Consider the following 19,405-nt stretch of genomic DNA (forward strand, 5'->3'; position numbering starts at 1 on the left):
GACGGATCCGGCAGCCGCTGTCCCCTATCCGGACCTCCGGAACCCGCCCGTGATACCGGCGGGAGGCAATCAGTTCCCGCGGAGCAGGCGCTGGGTGAACCCGGCGTCGACCAGCCGGCCGAACGCCCGCTCGACACCCGCCGGGACCCGTTGCGGGATCGCGAAACCCCGCGCCGCGTACTCCGTGATCCGCTGGGTTTCGCCGACGAGCATGCCGATCACGCGGTCTTCGTCCTCTTCGCCGGTGAGGTGGTCCTCGAACGACACCGCCTTCGACGCGCACACGAGGTCGACGCCGGGCCAGAGCCGCTTCGCCGTGGCGTAGGCCCGCCGCTGCTGGTACGGCCGCGTCACCAGCGTCACGGACCGGACCTCGCGCTCGGCGAGCAGCGCACGGGTGAACACGATGTTCTCCCCCGTGTTGCGGGCCTCGGGCTCGACCAGGATCGCCTCGGCGGGCACGCCGAGCTCCAGCGCGATCTCGCGGTAGTGGACCGCTTCGCCGCGCGGGAAGCGCTCCACCGTCGTCGGCGCGTTGGCGCCGGTGAAGACGATCAGCGGGAACCGCCCGGCGTGGAACAGCTCCGCCGTGTGGACGGCTACGCCGGGATCGCGGCTGCCGAGCCCGATCCCGACGTCCGACCGCCGCCGCGGGTGCCGCAGGTCGTGGTAGTCCCATAACGTGCGGACGTCGGCGTGGAGCTGTTCCGGCAGCATCAGCCGAACGCGGCTCGCAGGGCCGGCTTCCCGCCCGTGACCGGCAGGGTCACCGACGTCTTGGTCAGGTCGAGCGCCAGGCCCGCGCCCGGCTTGGGCCGCAGCGTGTAGTCGTGGTCGCTGGAGGCCAGCAGGAACTCGAGCCGGTGCCCCGCCGCGAGGACGTAGTCCTTCGGCATCAGCTCGACGCCGATGCGGTAACCCCGGCCCGGCGTGATCGGCTCGGTGCGGGCCGGCGACGTGCGGTTCTGCGGGTCGGTCCAGCCGCGGCTGATCACGTGGGACGTGCCGTCCGGCGCCCGGTCGAGCAGGATCGCCGAGACGTTCGCCGCGGGCCGGTCGAACGACAGCGCCAGGTCGGCGCGCGCCGTGCCGGACAGGCGTACGGACTGCTTCGCCGCCGAAGTCGCGTACAGCAGCCGGTTGCCGGACGACGCGAGGCCGGCCAGCTGCTCGATCGTCTTGCCGGAGTCGTCGGCGAGGGTCTCGACGGTCGCCGTACCCGGCACCGGGTTGCGGGTGTTGATGGTGCCCTTCGCCTTGCCGCCGGGCCACGGGTAGACGCGCACGTCGGCCGTCGTGGGCGCCGGCCAGTCGGCCTCGTCGACCCACGAGAGGTCCTCGCGCTGGATCGTCGCCTTCGGCTCGTCCTGGATGCCGTTGTCGATCCCGTAGAGGTAGTGCGACATCCACTTGTTCAGCGTGGCGAGCCAGGCGTCGCGCCGCAGCGAGTACGGGTCCGCGTGCCCGGCCTGGTGCAGCCAGATCTTGTGCTCGACGCCGTGCGCCTTGAGCGCTTCGTACCACTCGGCGACCTGGTCGGTCTTGACGTTCCAGTCGTTGAGGCCGTGCACCGCGAGCACCGACGCGTGCACCTTGGCGACGTCGTTGCGGTAGTTGCGGACGTCCCAGAACGGCGTGTAGTCGCCGGTCACGCGGTCCTGGTCGCGCACCAGGCCGTCGATCACCGGGCGGCAGATCTGCCGGTCCTCGCGGGTGTAGACGTACTCGGCGAGCACGTCTGCGTCCTCGCCCTGGTAACCGCCGGCGGCGACAACCGCGCCGTCGTTGCGGTAGTACTGGTACCAGCTGGAGATCGCGGCGATCGGGACGATCGTCTCGAGCCCTTCGACGCCGGTGCTCGCGACGGCGTTGGGCAGCGTCCCGTTGTAGGACACGCCCATCATGCCGGTCTTGCCGGTGCTCCAGTCGGCCTTCGCGGCGGCGCCGGCGGCGTCCCGGGCGGGCGTGCGGCCGTTGAGCCAGTCGACGACCGAGCGGGCGCCGATCGTCTCGTTGACGTCACCCGTGGTCGGGCAGCCGGTCGAGAGGCCGCTGCCGAGCGATTCGCCGTACACCACGGCGAACCCGCGCGCGGTGAAGTAGTCCTGGTAACGCCAGGTGATCGGGGTGGCCGGGCCGACGCCGTGCGCGGCGACGCGCGGACCTTCCGGACCGCGGGCGTGGCCGGGCGCGTACAGCTCGACGTCGACGTCGTGGTTCGCGACGTCGTTGCCGCCGGCGTAGTACGGGCTGGCCTGGTAGACGACCGGCACCTTCATCCCCTGCTGCGTCGCGCGCGGGCGCACGACCTGGGCGTGCACGAGGTCGTCGGCGCCGTCGTGGTCGCTGTCGACCGGCGCGGTGACCCAGACGTCCTCGCGGACGACGTCGGCCGGGTCGAACACCGGTTGCGCCTGGCCGCCGGTGAACACCGGGGCGGGCGGGTCGGCGGCTTCGGCGGTGACCGCGGTCAGCGGCAGGCTCGCCAGGGCGAAGAGCAGGACGGCTGTTCGTGCGGCTTTCACTCAAACCCCCAAGCCGGGCGAAGCGGACGCTTGAAGACACTTCCGTCCGGCCCGATCCGGTGTCAAGAGACTAACGTCGGGGGCATGCCGACCGTGGAAGCGCCGATCGCCGCCGTGACCGTCTACCCGCAGCAGGCCCGGATCACCCGCCGGGGCAAGGCGCCGCTCGACGGCGGGCCGCGCCTGACCTTCGCCGGGCTCCCCCTGGCCCTCGACCCGGGCTCGGTGCGCGTTACCGGCACCGGTCCCGCGCTGATCACCGGCGTCGACGTGCGCACCGAGCGGCACGCGGCGCCGGCCGACGCCGCCCTGCGGGAGCTCGTCGAACAACGGCGGGCGGACCAGGCCACGCTCGACGGCGTCGTCGACGACGAAACGGCCGAAGCGATGAAGGTGGATCTGCTGAACTCGCTCGCGAAGCGCAGCGGCGGCAGCTTCGCCAAGGCACTGGCCGCCGGGACCGCTGAGCCGTCACGCGTCACCGAGGTGACCGACGCGCTGAGTGCGCGGCTGGCCGCGGCGCTGAAGGCCCGGCGGGCTCTCGCGGACCGGATCGCCCGGTTGCGTGAGGACCTCGCCGCGCTCGACCGCCGGATCGAAATGCACAGCGCACAGTCCGAACAGGACAGCACGTCGGTGGTGGTGGAGCTGGAGATCTCGGATCCCGCGGCGTCGGCGGAGCTGGAACTGTCCTATGTGGTCCCGGGAGCGAACTGGGAGCCGGGTTACGACATCCGGGTCCGCGGCGCCGACGTCACGGTGATGTCATACGGGCTGGTCACCCAGCACACCGGCGAAGACTGGCCGGAGTGCGAACTGGCGCTGTCGACGGCCCGGCCGGCGGTTTCGGTGGTCGTCCCGGAGCTTTCGCCGTGGTACCTGGACCGGGTCCACCCAGTCCCACCGGCGCCGGCGGCCGCGTACGGCGGCTCCGGCGGCGGCATCCCCGAGGGCGCGCGGATGGCCCGATTCACAGCGGCGTCGGCGAGCCTGGCACCGAAGTTCGCTTCGGTCGAGCAGGGGACGACGGCGGTCACGTACCGGCCGTCGCGCCCGGTGGCGGTGCCCTCGGGAGCGCAGGGGCACCGGACGACGTTGGCACAGCTGGATCTCACCGCTTCGCTGGGATATGTGACGGCGCCGGTGCTGGCCGAGGAGGCTTATCTGCGGGCCACGGTTGTCAACACATCCGAGCACGCGTTGAGGCCGGGTCGGGCTTCGGTGTTCCACGACGCGGAGTTCGTCGGGACGACGGTCTTGGAACCTTGGGCGCCTGGAGAGGAATTGGAACTGGCGTTGGGTGTTGACGACCGGATTCGAGTCGAGCGGGAACTGGTGCGCCGGACGGCTTCGAAGGCGACGTTGTCCGGGCAGAAACGGCGTGAAGCGGAGTACCGGATTTCGGTCGGGAACCACGGGCCGCGTTCTGCGGTCGTCACGGTGCTGGACCAGGCGCCGGTTTCGCGGGACGACACGATCACGGTGAAGGACGTTCGCACCTCGCCCGATCCTGTCGAGACGTCGGCGCTGGGTGAGTTCACGTGGAAGCTGACGTTGGAGCCGGGTGAGACGGGCGTGGTGACGTTGTCGTATCGGGTGGATGTCGCGAAGGGCGTGGAACTGTCCGGCTGGCGGGAATAAGTGTCAGCCGGCCTTGCGGATGAGTCCGGTGTATCCGGCGAGGGCCAGCGTAGCCAAGCCCCAGACCGCTGCCTGCACAAGCCAGATGGCCACGGTGAACAGGCTCGCGCCAGGCACGTCGGGGTTGATGTCACACCGCGCGCGGATCCCGGTCGGTGACAGGGGCAAGCCTCGGTCGAGCCCGAGGCCGACCAATTCGACGGTGGTGCAGGGTCGTCCCGCCGGGGCCCCGAAGTCGGAGACGCGCTCGGCGACGTTGTGGGACCCCTCTGCGACGCGCCCGGCCATGAACCCGAGGACCCCCGCCACAGCGAGCGCGCTTGCGAGCGCAAGCGCCGTTCGCCGCGTGCGGTAGCCGTACCCGGCGAGGGCGCCCCAGAGCTTGTGGATCCGCCGTGACCACCAGCCCCCGAGGGCTTCCGGCGCTCGATGATGCAGATCCTGCTGCTGCGCGATGAGGATCCGCCGGGCGTTGCCGTCGTGCCCGGCGGCCCGCTCCACCGCAGCCAGCTGCTGGTACGGCGCCGGCCGGTACTTCGCGGTGTGGAAGCGGATGACGTGCAGCCACTCTTCCCAGGAACTTCCCTCCAGCACCGCAAATGTGCAGTCGTCGACGTTGACGGTCTTCGCTCCGGCACACCTTTCCCGCGCACCCGGTGTCGAGCACACGATTCCGACGGGCCAGAACCAAGCACCATCGATCTTGGCTCCTTCGAGCACCACTGCGGGCCCAGTGTCGTTTTCGATGTTTGCGCCGCTGAAGACGAGCTGAGAACCCACCCTGGTGGAAGACGCGCTCAGCGCCCCCCATTCCCCGCGACCGGCGATCCGTGTCTGGTCGAGCCGCAGATTTCCGTGGATGTCGGAGTTGTCGAGGGTCATTGCGGTACCGCCGTCGTTGCAGATCTTGGCGCCGGCGAAGTTCGCGGATCCGCCGATGCTGATGCCTTGCAGCACAATGGCTCCCGGATCGCCGTGGCCGACGATGTCCGCCCTCCGGAACTCCACCAAGCCGTCGGCACGGAGGCGGTCGCCGAACAGAGCCGGACCGGTGTCGTTGCGGACGACCACGTCATCAGCCAGCAGCAATCCCTCCACCTGCGCACCGACGAGCCGGACAGCGCCGAATCGACCCGAGCCGGACAGCTGCGCATCTCGAAGCAACAGGTTCCCTGCCACTCGCAGATTGTCGGCGGACAATGCAGGCCCTGCGGTATTCGTCAGGACCGTTTTATCGAGGTCGACTTCGCCATCGACTCGGGCGTCGGTGAGCCGGACCACACTGCTCTTCCCATCGCCTCTCGCACGTGTCCCTCGCAGCCGGAGAATTCCATCGACTCTGAGGTGCAACGCGTCGAGACCGCCGATGACGCAGTGGAGCACCATGATGTTGGGCAGATGCGCGCCACGCAATAAGATTTCGCCTTCGACCACGCAGCTGTCCAGAACGAGGCTGACGGAGCTGCGCACATTATCCAGGTCGAGCGTGTAACTGATCCGCGCGCCGCTCAGCCACACGCCGTGTGGATCGAGCGGGCCGTGCAACCCTATGAGCAGGTCGCGCAGAACCCGCGCCCGGATCTCTTGAGACGGATCGACGTCGTGGGCGAGATCGTCCGCGGTCAGACTGCTGCATTGGAAGGCGCGCTGGCCACGACGAACCGCGGCGACCAGGTCCCTTTCGGGACTGGTGAGATTCTCGAGCGCCGGCAGCGGCGGAAAGTCGGTCACCGGTGCACCGTAGCCGCGGCACACGGCGCGAGGACGACTTTCCGCCCGCCGCCTTTGCTCAGCCCTGCGAGATGTACGCCTCCAGCTGTTCCTGGCTCTTCTCCAGCTCCTCCATCCGGTTCTTCACCACGTCCCCGATGGAGATGATCCCGGCCAGCCGGCCGTTCGCCAGGACCGGGACGTGCCGGATGCGCCGCTCGGTCATCAGGACCGACAGCTGGTCCACCGAGTCGTCCGGGCCGCAGCTGGCCACCAGCTTCGTCATGATCTCCGACACCGGGCCGTCGAGCAGGCCGGGGCCGTGCTCGTTGAGCCGGCGTACCACGTCGCGTTCCGAGACGATTCCGGCGATCGAGCCGTCCGGGGCGACCACCACCATCGCGCCTACGTTGTTTTCGGCCAGGCCGGCCAGCAGCGTGGTCACCGTCGTCTCAGGGGTGACCGTCGCGACTGCCGACCCCTTCTTGCGCAGCAGATCCGCAATCCGCATGGCGATCCTTCCCGTCGGTGAGCTGGATCACCACAGGGTAAGGGTGCCCGGACGTGCGCGAAAGTCCGGCAAACGGGGTGAATTCGTGGTATTGAAAACGATTCAGCCGAGACGTTCGGCCAGGCCGTCGAGCGCCAGGCGGATCCCGGCGGCGTAATCGTCGTCACAGAGGGCGTCGAGCCGGGTCCGCGCCAGCGACAACTGCTCGCGGGCCGCCGGGATGTCACCCAGTTTGCGGTAGTCCTCACCCAGGTTGAGGTGCAGTGACGGGTAGAACCCGCGCACCGCCAGCGACGAGTGGTGCTCCTGTGCCCGCGAGTCCGTCAGCGAATCCGCCGCCGCCAGCGCGCGCAGATCCCACTCGAGCTCTTCGGCCGGGTCGTCGCAGACGTCGGCCATGTGGTGTGCGAGCGCGACGCGGTGCAACGGGTCGCCGTCCGGGCCGATCGACGCCCACAACTGCGTGAAGGTCGCGTGCGCGCCGGCCCGGTCGCCGCCGATGTGCTGCCGCAGACCGGCGTCGATCGCCACCATCACGTCGTCGGTCATGCCGCTCCTTCGTCCACCAGCGCCCGCAGCCGGGCCAGTCCCGGCTCGATCCGCTCGGCCGCGACCGCACCGTAACCGAAAACGAGCCCGTGCCGCCGCTCGCCCACACTGAAGTCGCCGAGCGAATACAGCCGGACGCCGTGGCGCCGCGCGGCCTTCACGAGCGGGCCCGCATCGAAGTCCGAAGCCGCGCTCAGGTGCAGGCCCGCCGTCGACGGCAACGGTGTGAGGACGTCGGCGAAATCGCGAACGAGCAAAGCGGACAGCAGCTCGTGCCGCGCGCGGTAGACCTTCCGCATCCGCCGGACGTGCCGGGCGAAGCCGCCTTCGGCCATGAACGCCGCGAGCGCCGCCTGCTCGACGTTCGGCGCGTGCCAGTCGGTGAGGTACCGGGCCTTCACCAGCGCCGGCACCAGCGACGGCGGCGCGACGAGGAACCCGAGCCGCAGCGCCGGGGAAAGCACCTTCGAGAACGAGCCGACGTACCCCACCCGGCCCCGGGAATCCAGGCTGTGCAACGGTTCCAGCGGCCGCCCGGTGTAGCGGAACTCGGTGTCGTAGTCGTCCTCGACGATCACCGCGTCGTTCCGCTCGGCCCAGTCCAGCAGCTCGAGCCGCCGCTCCAGCGACATCGACAGCCCCAGCGGGTACTGGTGCGACGGCGTCACGTACACCAGCCGCGTCCCCGCCGGAATCGCGTCGACGACGATCCCGGACTCGTCCACCGGCACCGGCGCGACGCGGACGCCGCGCGCGGTGAGCACCAGCCGCGGCGGCGGGTAGCCCGGGTCCTCGACGGCGGCCAGGTCACCGTGGCGCAGCAGCACCCGCGCGACCAGATCGGTCGTCTGCTGGGCCCCGGCGGTGACGACGACCTGCGCCGCGGCCGCCCGCACGTCGCGGGACACCCCGACGTGCCGGGCGATTTCGGCGCGCAGCAACGCGTGCCCCTGTGGGTCGCCGTAGGTCATCAGGTCGGCCTGGCCGGCCCGCAGCCGCTGCGTGACCAGCCGACGCCAGGTGTCGAACGGGAACCGGGTGAGGTCGGGGACGCCGGGCCGGAAGTCGAACTCCGGTGCCGGGGCGAACGGCGCGGGCGGCGCCGGCATCGTGTCCCACTCCGGCAGCGGTTGTACGCCGGGGACGTCCGGCACGGGCTCGGGGCGAGCCGGTGAAGCCGTGACGAACGTGCCCGCGCCGACACGCCCGGCGAGGAACCCCTCCGCGGTGAGCCGGTCGTAGGCCGCGCTGACCGTCGTCCGGGAGACCGCCAGCCGCTGCGCGAGCTCACGCGTCGGGGGCAGCGCCTCGCCGGGGCGGATCCGGCCGGCCAGGATCGCCGCGCGGAGCTGCCGGTAGATCGCGTCGCGGTGGCCGCGCGTGCCGGTCAGGTCGATGTGGATCTCCACCCCGCGAGTCTAGATTGGACCACGAAGGTTGCCGCAGATTTGGCACTGTTCGTGGACCGATCCCGCGCCTAGCGTGCGAACCATGGATCTCCGCGAACTCGACCGCCGCGCCCTGCTCGTCCTGGACAAGATCGTCGCCACCACCACACCCGCCGACCTCGCCCGCCCGACCCCGTGCGCCGGCTGGACCCTGGCCGACCTGCTCCGCCACCAGGTCGGCGAGAACCACGCCTTCGCGACGGCGGCTCGCGAGGGCTCGGCGCCGGACTGGGACGCCGGTGACCTCGGCGACGACGCCCACGCCGCGTACCAGGCGTCCGTCGACGACTTCCTCGACGCGATGGCCGACGACGCCGTGCTGGAGCGGCAGCTCACCATCAACCACTTCGGGACGTTCCCCGGCACGATCGCCGCGCACATGCACCTCGTCGACACCGTCGCGCACGGCTGGGACCTGGCCCGCACGCTCGGCCTGCCCTACGAGCCGGACGCCGAAGCCGTCCACGCCGCCTTGCAGCTGGCCGAGCGGATTCCGGACGAGGGCCGCGAGGTCAACGGCTCCTTCGCGCACAGCGTCGACGTGCCCGCCGAGGCGAGCGAACTCGACCGGTTCCTTGCCCTGCTCGGCCGCGACCCGGCGTGGACCGTCAGCTGATGTCGGCGGGCGCGGCGCTCCACGTGTCGCACGACTTCGTCGCCTTGCCGTCGTAGCCCGCCTTCGCCCAGGACAGCTGATGCTCGCGCGAGCCGTGGGTGTCGCTGTCGTTGGCGCGGCCGTAGTCGGCCACGGCGGCGTTCGCCAGCGACCGGCTGATCGAACCCGAGCCGGCGACGGCGGCCAGGAACAGCGCGCCGAAGCAGTTCGCCTGCAGCTCGATCCGGCGGACGACCTCCTTGTCGGCCGCGCTGTCCTCGTCCGGCGAGGTCATCTTGTCCGCCGCCGCGGACAGGATGCCGCTCTCGCGCTGCACGTGGTGGCCGTACTCGTGGGCGATCGTCGCGATGTGCCGGGCCTTGTTCAGCCCGGCGTCCGACAGCATCCAGTCGGTCGGGGCGTAGATCGTGGTGTCGCCGCCGCAGTAGTAGGCGACGGCTTCGTTCTCCGTCGGCGCGTCGCCGCACGCGCTGTGCTCGGGCAGCGTCACCGACACCGTGGCGGTCAACGTCGGCTCGTTCGCCTTCTCCAGCGCCGGGCGCCACGACTGCTCGAGGCAGTCGGCCAACGCGCCGTAGTAGGCCTTGAGCTGCTCGGCGGCGCGGCCGAGGTCGGGCAGGGAGCAGGTGGCGGGCCCGGGGGTGATGCCCGCGGCGAGCAGCGGGTTGCGGGCCAGCTCCGGCACGGCCTTCGGCGGCTTGCCGCTGTTCGACCCCGTGCCGCCGTACGCCCGGCCGACGTCGGCGCCCTGCGCGGCGAACGCGCGCCCGTCCACCCGGCGCGGGATGGTGGCCGCGATCAGCGAGATGGCCAGCACGACGACCATGACCCCGCCGACGGCGCCCCAGAGCCGGTTGCGCGGCGGGGCGATCGGGACGGGTGGCGCGGCGGCCCAGTTCGGCGCCCACGGGCTCGGCTCCGGCGTCCAGGCGGGTTCCGGCGACCGGGCCGCCATCGGCGGCGGTGATGGCGGCCCGGGAAGACCGGATTCCCCCGGCGCGACCGGGCCGTCTGCGTCGTTCACGTTCTCCCCCTGCTCGCTGTGACCAGCATACGGACCACCGAGGAGGGCTGGATCACGAAACGAAAACGTGATCGGCTGGCCAGCGGGACGGCGGGCGGGCGAAACTGTGACCATGAGTGTCGAGGATCCGTACCAGTGGCTCGAAGACGTGACCGGCGACGATGCGCTCGGCTGGGTGCGCGCCCGCAACGACGAGACGCTCGCGGAGCTGACCCGCGGCGCTCGGTTCGCCGAGCTCCGGGACGAGCTGCGCGAGGTGCTCGACGCCGACGACCGGATCCCGTACGTGCGCCGCCGTGGTGAGCTCCTCTACAACTTCTGGCAGGACGCGACGCACCCCCGCGGCCTGTGGCGGCGGACGACGCTGGAGTCGTACCGGCAGGCCGAGCCGGAGTGGGAGCTGCTGCTCGACGTCGACGCGCTGGCCGAGGCCGAGGGGGAGAACTGGGTCTGGCAGGGCGCGACCGTGCTGCGGCCGGACTACCGCCGTGGCCTGGTCGAGCTGTCCCGCGGCGGCGCGGACGCCACCGTGGTCCGCGAGTTCGACCTCGACGCGCACGAGTTCGTCGAGGGCGGCTTCACCGTGCCCGAGGCGAAGACGCGGATCGGGTGGATCGACGCCGACCGCGTTTACGTCGGCACCGACTTCGGCCCCGGCTCGCTGACCAGCTCGGGCTACCCGCGGCTGGCCAAGGAGTGGCGGCGCGGCACGCCGATCGCGGAGGCCGTCACGGTCTACGAAGGCAAGCCCGACGACGTCTCGATCGGCGCGTCCCACGACCCGACCGAGGGCTTCGAACGCGACTTCGTCAGCCGCGCCGTCGACTTCTACCGCTCGGAGCTGTACCTGCGGACGCCGGACAAGCTGGTCAAGATCGACGTCCCGGACGACGCCAGCGCGTCCGTGCACCGCGAATGGCTGCTGGTCCGGCCGCGGACGGCGTGGACGGTCGGTGACACCGAGCATCCGGCAGGTTCGCTGATCGGGATCCCGTTCGACGACTTCATGGCCGGCGAGCGCACGTTCACCACGCTCTTCACGCCCGACGAGCACACGTCGCTCGACTACTGGGCCTGGACGCGTCACCACCTGCTGCTCGGCACGCTGCGCGACGTCCGCACCGAGCTGCGGACCCTGACACCGGGCCCGGACGGCTGGGCTGAGGAGCCACTGTCGGGCGGGCCCGAGTTCGGCAGCGCGGACATCTTCGACACCGACCCCGACGTCAGTGACGAGTACCTGCTGAACTCCAGCGGCTTCCTCCAGCCGTCCACGCTGAGCTATGGCCACGTCGGCGAAGAGGTCGAAGTGCTGAAGCAGGCTCCGGCGTTCTTCGACGCTTCGGGGATGGACGTCGCGCAGTACTTCGCGACGTCCGAGGACGGCACGAAGATCCCGTACTTCGTCGTCCGGCCGTCCGGCGCCGAAGGGGGCCCGACACTGCTGACCGGCTACGGCGGCTTCGAGGTGTCGCTGACGCCGTCCTACAGCGGGATGATCGGCCGCGGCTGGCTCGCGCGCGGCGGCACGTACGTCGTCGCGAACATCCGCGGCGGCGGTGAGTACGGGCCGAGCTGGCACACGCAGGCGATCAAGGCCGAGCGGCACCGCGTTTACGAGGACTTCGGCGCGGTAGCCGCGGACCTGGTTTCGCGGGGCGTCACGACGCCGGAGAAGCTCGGGATCCAGGGCGGCAGCAACGGCGGTCTGCTGATGGGCGTCATGCTGACGCGCTACCCGGAGCGGTTCGGCGCGATCGTCAGCCAGGTGCCGCTGCTGGACATGCGCCGCTACCACCTGCTGCTGGCCGGTGCGTCGTGGATGGCCGAGTACGGCGATCCCGACGAGGCCGCGGAGTGGGAGTTCATCTCGAAGTACTCGCCGTACCAGAACGTCCACAGTGGACGCTCATATCCGCCTTCGCTGTTCGTGACGTCTACGCGGGACGACCGCGTGCACCCCGCGCACGCCCGCAAGATGGTGGCGCGGATGCGCGAACAGGGTCACGACGTCCGCTACCACGAGAACATCGAAGGCGGCCACGGCGCGGCGGCGGACAACGAACAGCTGGCGTTCAAGTGGGCGCTGGTCTTCGAGTTCCTGTGGGAGCAGCTCACGAAGTGACCCGCGCGAGCACAACACCGCCGACGATCAGGGCGAGCGCGGCCACCCGGCCGAGGCTCAGCGGGTCCTTGTTCACGACAACGCCGAGCACGATCGCGCCGACGGCGCCGATCCCGGTGAACACCGCGTAGGCGGTGCCGACCGGGACGGTGTCCATCGCGCGTGAAAGCAGGTAGACGGCGGCGGCACCGAGCACGAAGCACAGCAGCGTCGGCCACGGCTTCGTGAAGTTCTCGGTCGGCTTGATGCTCTGCGACCAGGCGATCTCGACGAGTCCGGCGGCTACCAGCGTGATCCAGCCCATCAGGGTCCCTCCTAGGTGGACACGGCGTCCACTTCACTCAACTGGACGCCGTGTCCGGTTATTCCTAGGCTGGGGACATGCCCGAACGCGCCGACGCGGCCCGCAACCGCGCGAAGATCCTCGCGGCGGCCGAGGAGCTGTTCACCGCCCGCGGCGCGGCGGAGGTGACGATGGAGGACATCGCCCGCACGGCCGGCGTCGGCCGCGGCACGCTGTACCGCCGCTACCCGGACCGCGCGGCGATCGCCGTCGCCCTGCTCGACGAGCACGAGCGCCGCCTGCAGGAGTCCCTGCTGCACGGCGACCCACCACTGGGCCCGGGCGCACCCCCGGCCGACCGCCTGGCCGCGTTCTACGCGGCGATGGTGGAGCTGCTGGAGCGGCACGCGCACTTGGTGCTCGGCACGGAGGTCGGCCATTCGCGGTTCACGACGGGCGCGTACGGCTTCTGGCGGGCACACGTCCGGGCGTTGGCAGCAGGTGCGCCCGACCCCGACGTCCTGGCCGACGTCCTGCTGGCCCCGCTGGCGCCGGAGCTGTTCCTGCACCAGACCGCGCGGGGCGTCTCCCCCGAACGTCTCACTGCGGCTTTGCGGGAACTGGCGCTGCGGTCGCTCGCCTGACAAGCACGATCACCAGGAGGAACCGATGCCTCACAACGACGGATCGCGCAAGACCATCCGCTCGGACCAGGTCACCCGGCTCATCCTCGAGTGCGTCGAGGAACACGTGACCGATGCGAACGTCGAAGCCGCGGTCACCGACCTTCGCGAACACCTGGGCAGGTCGCACAACCGAGGTGGGCGAAAGATGCTGGAGCTGGCGGAGTTCGCTCACCGAGAAGCGCTGGCGGCCGGCGACACAGCGACGGCCGGACGCCTGGACGACCTGATCGGGCACGCGACGGGCCGCATTCTCACGGATGACGTAACGCGCCGCTACCAGCTCTACGACGCACGGGAAACCAACCTCAACGCGGTCGAGCTCATGACCTCGAACGCGCATGCGCTGGGCGCATACCGCGCCAGGGACTACCTCGTCGAGAATCCGGAGGCGACTGCCGCTGAGCTGGTGAATCACCTCGAAAGGCTCAGCGAGTTGTCCATCAGGGTGGTCGAAGACCGCGAGCGCGGCCACTACCGCGTCCTTCGCCTGAACACCGAATCACAGGTCTGGCTGGCCGAGGTCCTGGCCAGGCGGACGAGCTTCGAGCTCGGCAGCGAGCCTGAAGACGGAGTCCTCGACCTGTCGGACACCAAGCTGACGAACATGGTCGAGGCGGCGCACCTGCAGCTTCGCCGGGAACGGCTCGCAGTGACATCGACGTCGCTTCACCATCGGAACCGAAGTCGACATTCCGCTCCTGCGCCCGGATGGCTCGCTCCACGTGATCGAACTCAAACGCGCGAACGTGCCGCTGGTGCGGAACTACCGCACGTTCGGCCTGATCGTCGACCGGCGTGTGCACGAAGCGACAAGTCAGGTCGCGAACTACCTGACCGCCTTCGACGAAGATCGCGACGCGATACGCCGTAGGCACAACATCGATTCCAGGCGAGCGACAGCCACAGTCGTGATCGGGCATCCGGGATTCCAACCAGAGTTAAGCGAACAGGAGATCGCGGAGACGCTCCGGACTTACAACGCCGAGCACGCCCGGATCACGGTGATCACTTATCAGGAGCTCCTGGACAATGCCGAGCGCTCGCTCACCATCGACAGCGGACAGGACTAAACGAGCCCCCGCGGTCGAGCCCGTCGCGGAACATGCGGTGCTTTCGGTTTCGGCTCGTCACCACGGATCCGCGCGAGGGCGGCCTCGAAGGCGGTGAGCACGTCGGCGACGAACACGAGCCGTCCGACGCCCAGCTGCCGCAACGCCGGACCGTGATCGGCGGCGACGGTGATCACCACGCCGAGCAGCAGCACCCGCCAGCCCCCGAACACCGCGGCACGCAGCGGGTTGCTCCGGAAGCCGATTCCGAGCCGGTGACAGTGAAAGGGCACGTGCCGTTCCTCGTCGGCGAGGATCCGCGCGGCGACCTGCGTGACGAGCGGATCGTCCGTGCCGTCGCGCAGCGCCCGGTAGTACCGCAGCGCGACGACCTCGGCGATGAGCAGCACCATCAGCTCGAGCCGCAGCCCGAGCGCCCGCCGCAACCGGACGAACACGGTGTCGGACCAGTGTGTGGCGATGGTGGGCACCCCGGCGGCCTTGAGGAGTTCGGCGAGCATCCGCGCATGGTTCTGCTCCTCGGCGACGAAGAGCCTGACAGCGGCAAGATAGGTGCCGCCCCCGGCTTTCGCGATCAGGTTGGCGCCGTCGCCGGCTTCGCCGACCTGGAACCGCTGGATGCTCCGCGCGACGTCGGGATGCAGCCGGGCTCCGCGCGACCACGGTGGATCTTCGCGCTGCCGCCTGCGTTCGGCCTCGGTTTCGAAGTCCTGGAGCCAGAATTCGTGGGTCACCGCGTTGATGATGCCGGACCGGTGTGGTGGAAGCGGGCCGCTTCCGTGGAGATTCGGTGAAGCGACTTGTTCCTCTCGAGTAGTCAACGGGAAACACCTTGAGCTGCGCATCAGGACCGGACACGATCGGCGGCATGCTATTCATCAACTTCCGTGGCGACGACGGCGCGGACAAGGCCGCATGGCTGGATGCTGAACTCAGCGCGGTCTTCGGCAAGAACAAGGTTTTCCGGTCGAGCAGGTCGATCGACCTCGGGCACGACTACGAACCGATCATGTGGGACGCGGTCGACAACTGCTCCGCGATGATCGCCGTGATCGGAGACGGCTGGCTGTCCGACTCCCGACTGTTCGAGCCCGGCGATGTCGTCCGGCAGGAAATCGCCCGGGCGCTCGCGGCGGGCAAGCCGGTCATTCCCGTCCTCGAGCAGACGGGTCGCCTGCGCCGAGACGCCCTGCCCCCGGACCTCGCCGAGCTGGCCGACTGCCAGTACGTCCGGCTCACCTACCGCGATGCGCACGCCTTCCCCGGTCTGGTCGATCGGTTGATCGACGCCGCACCCGATCTCGGCATCGGCGTCCGGGACGGGATCAAGGATCTGGCCACGTGGTCTCGGGAGCGCACCGCGCTGACCGGTTCCCGGCTGCCCGCGGAGCTCGACCTGCTCGGCCGCGACGAGCAGGTCGCGCAGGTGCGGTCCTGGCTGTCCGGACCGCCGGGAAACTTGATCATCCGCGGTCAGACCTCCGACGAGGTCGCTGCGTTCACCGCCGCCGTCTTGGATGGCCACGACCCACACCATCGCGCGGTCAGGGTGACTTCGGCGGCAGGCTGGCAGCACGCGACCAGGATTCCCCCGTCGTTCCCCGCGGTCGTGGTGAGCGACGACGTCCCCGTGAGCGAAGCGCAGAACAGCCGCCACGTCGTCATCGCACGCGACGGGTTCGAACAGCGCCCCGGCGGGCTGAGCCTGCCGCGCATCCCGAGGGACAAGGCACGCGACGCATTCTTGGCGATGGGTGTGCCACTGCACCAGGCCGACGAGCTCGGGGGCCTCGCCCGGCGCAGCACGCAGGCCTTGATCCGGCGGCTGAGCCCGAACGCACCCCGTCCGCCGTGGGTCCAGCCGCCGGACTCGGCCATCGCCGCACCGCTTTCGCTCGTCAGCAGGTGGTCCACGACCAACAAAGCCGACCATGAGGTCATCGCCCGGATCACCGGCGAGGCGTACTCGCGGGTCGAGCGCTTCGCCACGGTCAGTGCGGCATCTCGGGACCCTTTCCTCCACCGCAGCGGTTCACGCTGGCAGCTCGCCGATCCCCTGGACGCGTGGTCCCAGTTGGCGGCGCAGATCAGCGACACGGACATCCGTCAGTTCAGCGCAGCGGCGATCGACGTCCTGAGCGAGAGCGACCCCGTGCTCTCCCTGCCGGACCCGGAGGTGCCGACCGCGAAGCTCACCGGCGCCATCCGGAAATGGTCGGACGACCTGCGGCAGGGAATCGCGCACGGCCTGGCCCGGCTCGGTGACTCCGGATCCGCCAGGATCGCCGGCAGCACCGCCGGTGACATCGCCGCGACGGTCGTCCACCAGCTGCTGCGGCAGGCCAACGCCGACCGGACCGGACTGGCCTGGCGTTCGCTCCGTGACGTTCTCCCGCTGCTCGCCGAAGCCGCTCCACGCGTGTTCCTGGACGCTGTGAGTGCCGGGCTTCGAGGAACGGACCCACTGCTGCGGGTCATGTTCGAAGATGCCGAAGGCCGGACGCTCAACCGGCACTCCGCGCACACGCGGCTGCTCTGGGCACTCGAAACGGTTACGTGGGCACCGCAGCACGGTACGGAAGCCGCGCTGCTGCTGGCCCAGCTGGCCCGCATCGATCCCGGCGGCCAGCCTGGCAACCGGCCGGACCGCTCTCTACTCACGGTGATCGCGCCTGCACCGGAAAGCCCGCTGCCGCTCGAGCGCCGGACCGCGGTCATCGGCCAGGTACGCACCAAGTACCCCGAGGTCGGGTGGCGATTGCTGAGCGACCTCACCGACCGGGCCCCCTTCCTGACGCCCCTGGCTCGCCCCCGGGTCCGGCAGGACTGGCTCGGCTCCGCCGTCACACCCTCGGACTCGCTCAAGATCTACCGGGACGCCGTCTTCGACGCCGTGCTGACCGACCTGGGCACCGTCCCGGACCGGTGGGCCACCTGGCTCACCCGGCTGACCGGCCTCTCAGCATCCCACCAGGAGTCGCTGCTGACGGCCCTCGAAACCACCGACTTCAGCCAAGCGGATCCGGAAGCCGTACGCGCGCTGTGGGACCAATGCCTCAAGCTCGTGAACTTCGAGCGGAACGGATCTTCCGGGCCGCGGTTCTTTTCGGTCGAAACCATCGACCGCTTGTCGTCCTTCCTCACCACGATCGAGCCGACCGACGATCCGACCCGCCACGCATGGCTGTTCACCTGGCACCCGGACATCCCCGATGTCGAGCTGACCGACCTCGAAGCCCACGACGCCGCGGTCGAAAGGCTTCGCACCGAAGTCGTGGCAGAAGAACTGGCCAGGCACGGCGTCGACGGCTTGGCCCAGTTGGCGGACGCGAGTGACCGGGGACAGACGGTGGGATGGGCGCTCGCCCAGGTGGCCGGCGACACCGTCCGGGACGAAATGATCGCGAGGCTCACCGAACCGCTGGCGGAAGGCTGGATCTGGTGCCGGGCCAAGACCGCCGGCCAAAGCTGGGCAACCGACCTGTTCGGCGCTCTTCCCGACGATCCGGCCCGTCGGACGGCGTTCCTGCTGGCCCTGCCGAGTGATTGGGCCGTCGGCCTGCTGGCTCAGGAGGAGCCGGACGTCCGCGATCGTTTCTGGTCCTCGGCGCCGGCTTTTCCCTATCCTGCCGAGCAGCCGGAGGCATACCTCGCCGAGATCCTCGGACAAGGCCGCGCGGTGGCCGTCATCGACGCCTTGTCACTGGCGCTGTACGGCAACGACCAATCCTGGCACCCCGCCGCCGAGCTGGTCGAGGCAGCCTTCGACCGTCTGCTGAACACCTCCGCCCAGGTCACCTCCTACACGGCGTACGCGGTCGGCCGTCTTCTGGACTACCTGCACGTCACCGGCCATGACCTCCACGCCGTAGCGCGTTGGGAAATAGCGTTCGCCGGACTGTTCCACGATCGCACACCACGGGCGCTGCTGGAGCTGATCGCCGCCGACCCGGCTGCCTTCGTCGAACTGCACCAATTCCGTTATCTCCCCACAGAGAAGATCAATCCCAAGGCCATCCGGTTCTGGTGGACCGGGGAGCACTTGAGGTGTCTGCCCGGGCAGACCGGCGACGTCATGGACCGATCTCGGCTGCTCGAGTGGGTGCGTCAAGCGCGTGAACTCCTCAATGCCATCGGCATGCTGCACACCGGCGACCAGGCCATCGGCACACTGCTGGCGACGGGCCCGGCGGGGGCTGACGGCGCTTGGCCCACCGAGGCCGTCCGGGACGTCCTCGAACTTGATGACAGTGGCGACCTCCGAGAAGGATTCGTGAGGGGAATCGGCAACAACATCGGCTTCACGACGCGTGGGGTGTACGACGGCGGCGATCAGGAACGAGCCTCCGCGGAGGCCTACCTCGCCTGGGCCGACAAGATCGAGGCAGGATGGCCGCTCGCGGCCGGAGCACTCCGCGACCATGCCGAATCCTTGCGCTGGCAGGCCAAGCGCTGGGATGCCGAGGCCGAGGATGATCACGACGAATAGCCGTGACGCTCAGGACCGGGCGCGGGCCGCGATGCCGTCGAGGACGCAGCTCAACCCGAATTCGAACACCTTCTCCGCACTCCGCTCCTCTCCCTCGATCACCCGCCGCGAGAATTGCGGGTACCGGCCGCTCTTGATGACGTCGCGGATGTACGGGCCCACGCTTGCCTGCCACTGCTCCTTCGTCAGCCCGGACCGGCGCTGGGCCTGCAGCTCAGCCAGCTCCTGCGTCACCGTGCCGAAGACATACGCCATCACCACATCCACCACTCCCGCCGCGAACGTGATGTCGCCCGTCAACGACGCCGCGGCCGTGAGGGCGGCTTCGTGGCGGCGCAGGGAGTTCGTGCCCAGTGCCGGGCGGCCGGGGAGTTCGCCGCTCAGCCAGGGGTGACGCAGCAGCGTCGCGCGCGCCTGGTGGGCGACGCCGGCCAGGTCAGCCCGCCAGTCGCCGGTCAGCTCGGTTTCCTCGGGGCCCTTGACCTCGTCGATCATCAGGTCCACCAGCTCGTCGCGGCTCGCGACGTAGCGGTAGAGCGACGCCGTGCCCGAACCCAGGTCCGTGGCGACCCGGCGCATCGAGACCGCCGGAAGCCCTTCGGCGTCGGCGATCGTGATCGCCGACCGCACGATCTGCTCGACGCTCGGGGCCTGGCGCCGTGGGCTGCGCCGCTCCTTGGCCCACACCAGCGCCGGCTCCTCGGCCATCCTCATCCTCCTGACGTCGT

Annotated in this window: 17 protein-coding genes; 6 read left to right on the forward strand and 11 right to left on the reverse strand. The window is 70.0% G+C overall.

What is annotated here, in order from left to right:
* Positions 1 to 69: 69 nt before the first annotated feature.
* Both ACIA5G_RS18375 and ACIA5G_RS18380 read right to left on the reverse strand, forming a co-directional pair.
* Positions 70 to 717, reverse strand: coding sequence for a YdcF family protein (locus ACIA5G_RS18375; RefSeq protein ID WP_395924483.1), 648 nt, complete (start codon positions 715 to 717; stop codon positions 70 to 72).
* Complete coding sequence (locus ACIA5G_RS18380; protein ID WP_395924485.1) at positions 717 to 2,525, reverse strand: Xaa-Pro dipeptidyl-peptidase; 1,809 nt, start codon at positions 2,523 to 2,525, stop codon at positions 717 to 719. Before ACIA5G_RS18380 ends, ACIA5G_RS18375 begins: the two co-directional genes overlap by 1 nt.
* Positions 2,526 to 2,609: 84 nt before the next feature.
* Here ACIA5G_RS18380 and ACIA5G_RS18385 point away from each other — a divergent pair, with 84 nt between their 5' ends.
* Positions 2,610 to 4,166 carry a DUF4139 domain-containing protein gene (locus ACIA5G_RS18385; RefSeq protein ID WP_395924487.1) on the forward strand — a complete coding sequence of 519 codons (1,557 nt, stop codon included), beginning with the start codon at positions 2,610 to 2,612 and terminating at the stop codon, positions 4,164 to 4,166.
* A 3-nt stretch (positions 4,167 to 4,169) separates the two neighbouring features.
* Here the strand turns inward: ACIA5G_RS18385 and ACIA5G_RS18390 are convergent, their stop codons facing one another.
* From ACIA5G_RS18390 to ACIA5G_RS18405, 4 genes are all read right to left on the reverse strand, one after another.
* Positions 4,170 to 5,897 carry a hypothetical protein gene (locus ACIA5G_RS18390; protein ID WP_395924489.1) on the reverse strand — a complete coding sequence of 576 codons (1,728 nt, stop codon included), beginning with the start codon at positions 5,895 to 5,897 and terminating at the stop codon, positions 4,170 to 4,172.
* A gap of 58 nt (positions 5,898 to 5,955) precedes the next feature.
* Positions 5,956 to 6,387 carry a CBS domain-containing protein gene (locus ACIA5G_RS18395; RefSeq protein ID WP_395924491.1) on the reverse strand — a complete coding sequence of 144 codons (432 nt, stop codon included), beginning with the start codon at positions 6,385 to 6,387 and terminating at the stop codon, positions 5,956 to 5,958.
* Positions 6,388 to 6,489: 102 nt separating this feature from the next.
* Positions 6,490 to 6,936 carry a hypothetical protein gene (locus ACIA5G_RS18400; protein WP_395924493.1) on the reverse strand — a complete coding sequence of 149 codons (447 nt, stop codon included), beginning with the start codon at positions 6,934 to 6,936 and terminating at the stop codon, positions 6,490 to 6,492.
* Positions 6,933 to 8,345, reverse strand: a complete 1,413-nt coding sequence (locus ACIA5G_RS18405; protein ID WP_395924495.1) for a PLP-dependent aminotransferase family protein — start codon at positions 8,343 to 8,345, stop codon at positions 6,933 to 6,935. Before ACIA5G_RS18405 ends, ACIA5G_RS18400 begins: the two co-directional genes overlap by 4 nt.
* Before the next feature lie 82 nt (positions 8,346 to 8,427).
* Between ACIA5G_RS18405 and ACIA5G_RS18410 the strand changes: the two genes are divergently transcribed.
* Complete coding sequence (locus tag ACIA5G_RS18410) at positions 8,428 to 9,000, forward strand: TIGR03086 family metal-binding protein (protein WP_395924497.1); 573 nt, start codon at positions 8,428 to 8,430, stop codon at positions 8,998 to 9,000.
* Here ACIA5G_RS18410 and ACIA5G_RS18415 read toward each other — a convergent pair.
* On the reverse strand, positions 8,993 to 9,955 hold the full coding sequence (locus ACIA5G_RS18415) for a neutral zinc metallopeptidase (protein WP_395924945.1): 963 nt from the start codon (positions 9,953 to 9,955) through the stop codon (positions 8,993 to 8,995). The genes ACIA5G_RS18410 and ACIA5G_RS18415 overlap by 8 nt on opposite strands.
* Before the next feature lie 181 nt (positions 9,956 to 10,136).
* On the opposite strand from ACIA5G_RS18415, the gene ACIA5G_RS18420 reads away from it, so the two are divergent.
* Positions 10,137 to 12,149, forward strand: a complete 2,013-nt coding sequence (locus ACIA5G_RS18420) for a prolyl oligopeptidase family protein (RefSeq protein WP_395924499.1) — start codon at positions 10,137 to 10,139, stop codon at positions 12,147 to 12,149.
* Here the strand turns inward: ACIA5G_RS18420 and ACIA5G_RS18425 are convergent.
* Positions 12,139 to 12,453: a DMT family transporter gene (locus ACIA5G_RS18425; protein ID WP_395924501.1), complete on the reverse strand. Its 315-nt coding sequence runs from the start codon at positions 12,451 to 12,453 to the stop codon at positions 12,139 to 12,141. The genes ACIA5G_RS18420 and ACIA5G_RS18425 overlap by 11 nt on opposite strands.
* Positions 12,454 to 12,530: 77 nt before the next feature.
* Between ACIA5G_RS18425 and ACIA5G_RS18430 the strand changes: the two genes are divergently transcribed.
* On the forward strand, positions 12,531 to 13,076 hold the full coding sequence (locus ACIA5G_RS18430; RefSeq protein ID WP_395924503.1) for a TetR/AcrR family transcriptional regulator: 546 nt from the start codon (positions 12,531 to 12,533) through the stop codon (positions 13,074 to 13,076).
* Here ACIA5G_RS18430 and ACIA5G_RS18435 read toward each other — a convergent pair.
* Positions 13,033 to 13,590 (reverse strand): hypothetical protein, encoded by a 558-nt coding sequence (locus ACIA5G_RS18435; protein ID WP_395924505.1) that lies wholly within the window; start codon positions 13,588 to 13,590, stop codon positions 13,033 to 13,035. The two genes, ACIA5G_RS18430 and ACIA5G_RS18435, sit on opposite strands and share 44 nt — an antisense overlap.
* A gap of 250 nt (positions 13,591 to 13,840) precedes the next feature.
* Between ACIA5G_RS18435 and ACIA5G_RS18440 the strand changes: the two genes are divergently transcribed.
* Positions 13,841 to 14,188, forward strand: a complete 348-nt coding sequence (locus ACIA5G_RS18440) for a Shedu anti-phage system protein SduA domain-containing protein (RefSeq protein ID WP_395924507.1) — start codon at positions 13,841 to 13,843, stop codon at positions 14,186 to 14,188.
* Here ACIA5G_RS18440 and ACIA5G_RS18445 read toward each other — a convergent pair.
* Positions 14,185 to 14,922: a ferritin-like domain-containing protein gene (locus ACIA5G_RS18445; protein ID WP_395924509.1), complete on the reverse strand. Its 738-nt coding sequence runs from the start codon at positions 14,920 to 14,922 to the stop codon at positions 14,185 to 14,187. The two genes, ACIA5G_RS18440 and ACIA5G_RS18445, sit on opposite strands and share 4 nt — an antisense overlap.
* A 134-nt stretch (positions 14,923 to 15,056) precedes the next feature.
* On the opposite strand from ACIA5G_RS18445, the gene ACIA5G_RS18450 reads away from it, so the two are divergent.
* Positions 15,057 to 18,677: a TIR domain-containing protein gene (locus ACIA5G_RS18450; protein WP_395924511.1), complete on the forward strand. Its 3,621-nt coding sequence runs from the start codon at positions 15,057 to 15,059 to the stop codon at positions 18,675 to 18,677.
* A 9-nt stretch (positions 18,678 to 18,686) separates the two neighbouring features.
* On the opposite strand, the gene ACIA5G_RS18455 is transcribed toward ACIA5G_RS18450, so the two are convergent.
* Positions 18,687 to 19,385: a TetR/AcrR family transcriptional regulator gene (locus ACIA5G_RS18455; RefSeq protein ID WP_395924513.1), complete on the reverse strand. Its 699-nt coding sequence runs from the start codon at positions 19,383 to 19,385 to the stop codon at positions 18,687 to 18,689.
* Between the last annotated feature and the right edge of the window lie 20 nt (positions 19,386 to 19,405).

This window comes from Amycolatopsis sp. NPDC051758 (assembly GCF_044453095.1).
GTDB lineage: Bacteria > Actinomycetota > Actinomycetes > Mycobacteriales > Pseudonocardiaceae > Amycolatopsis.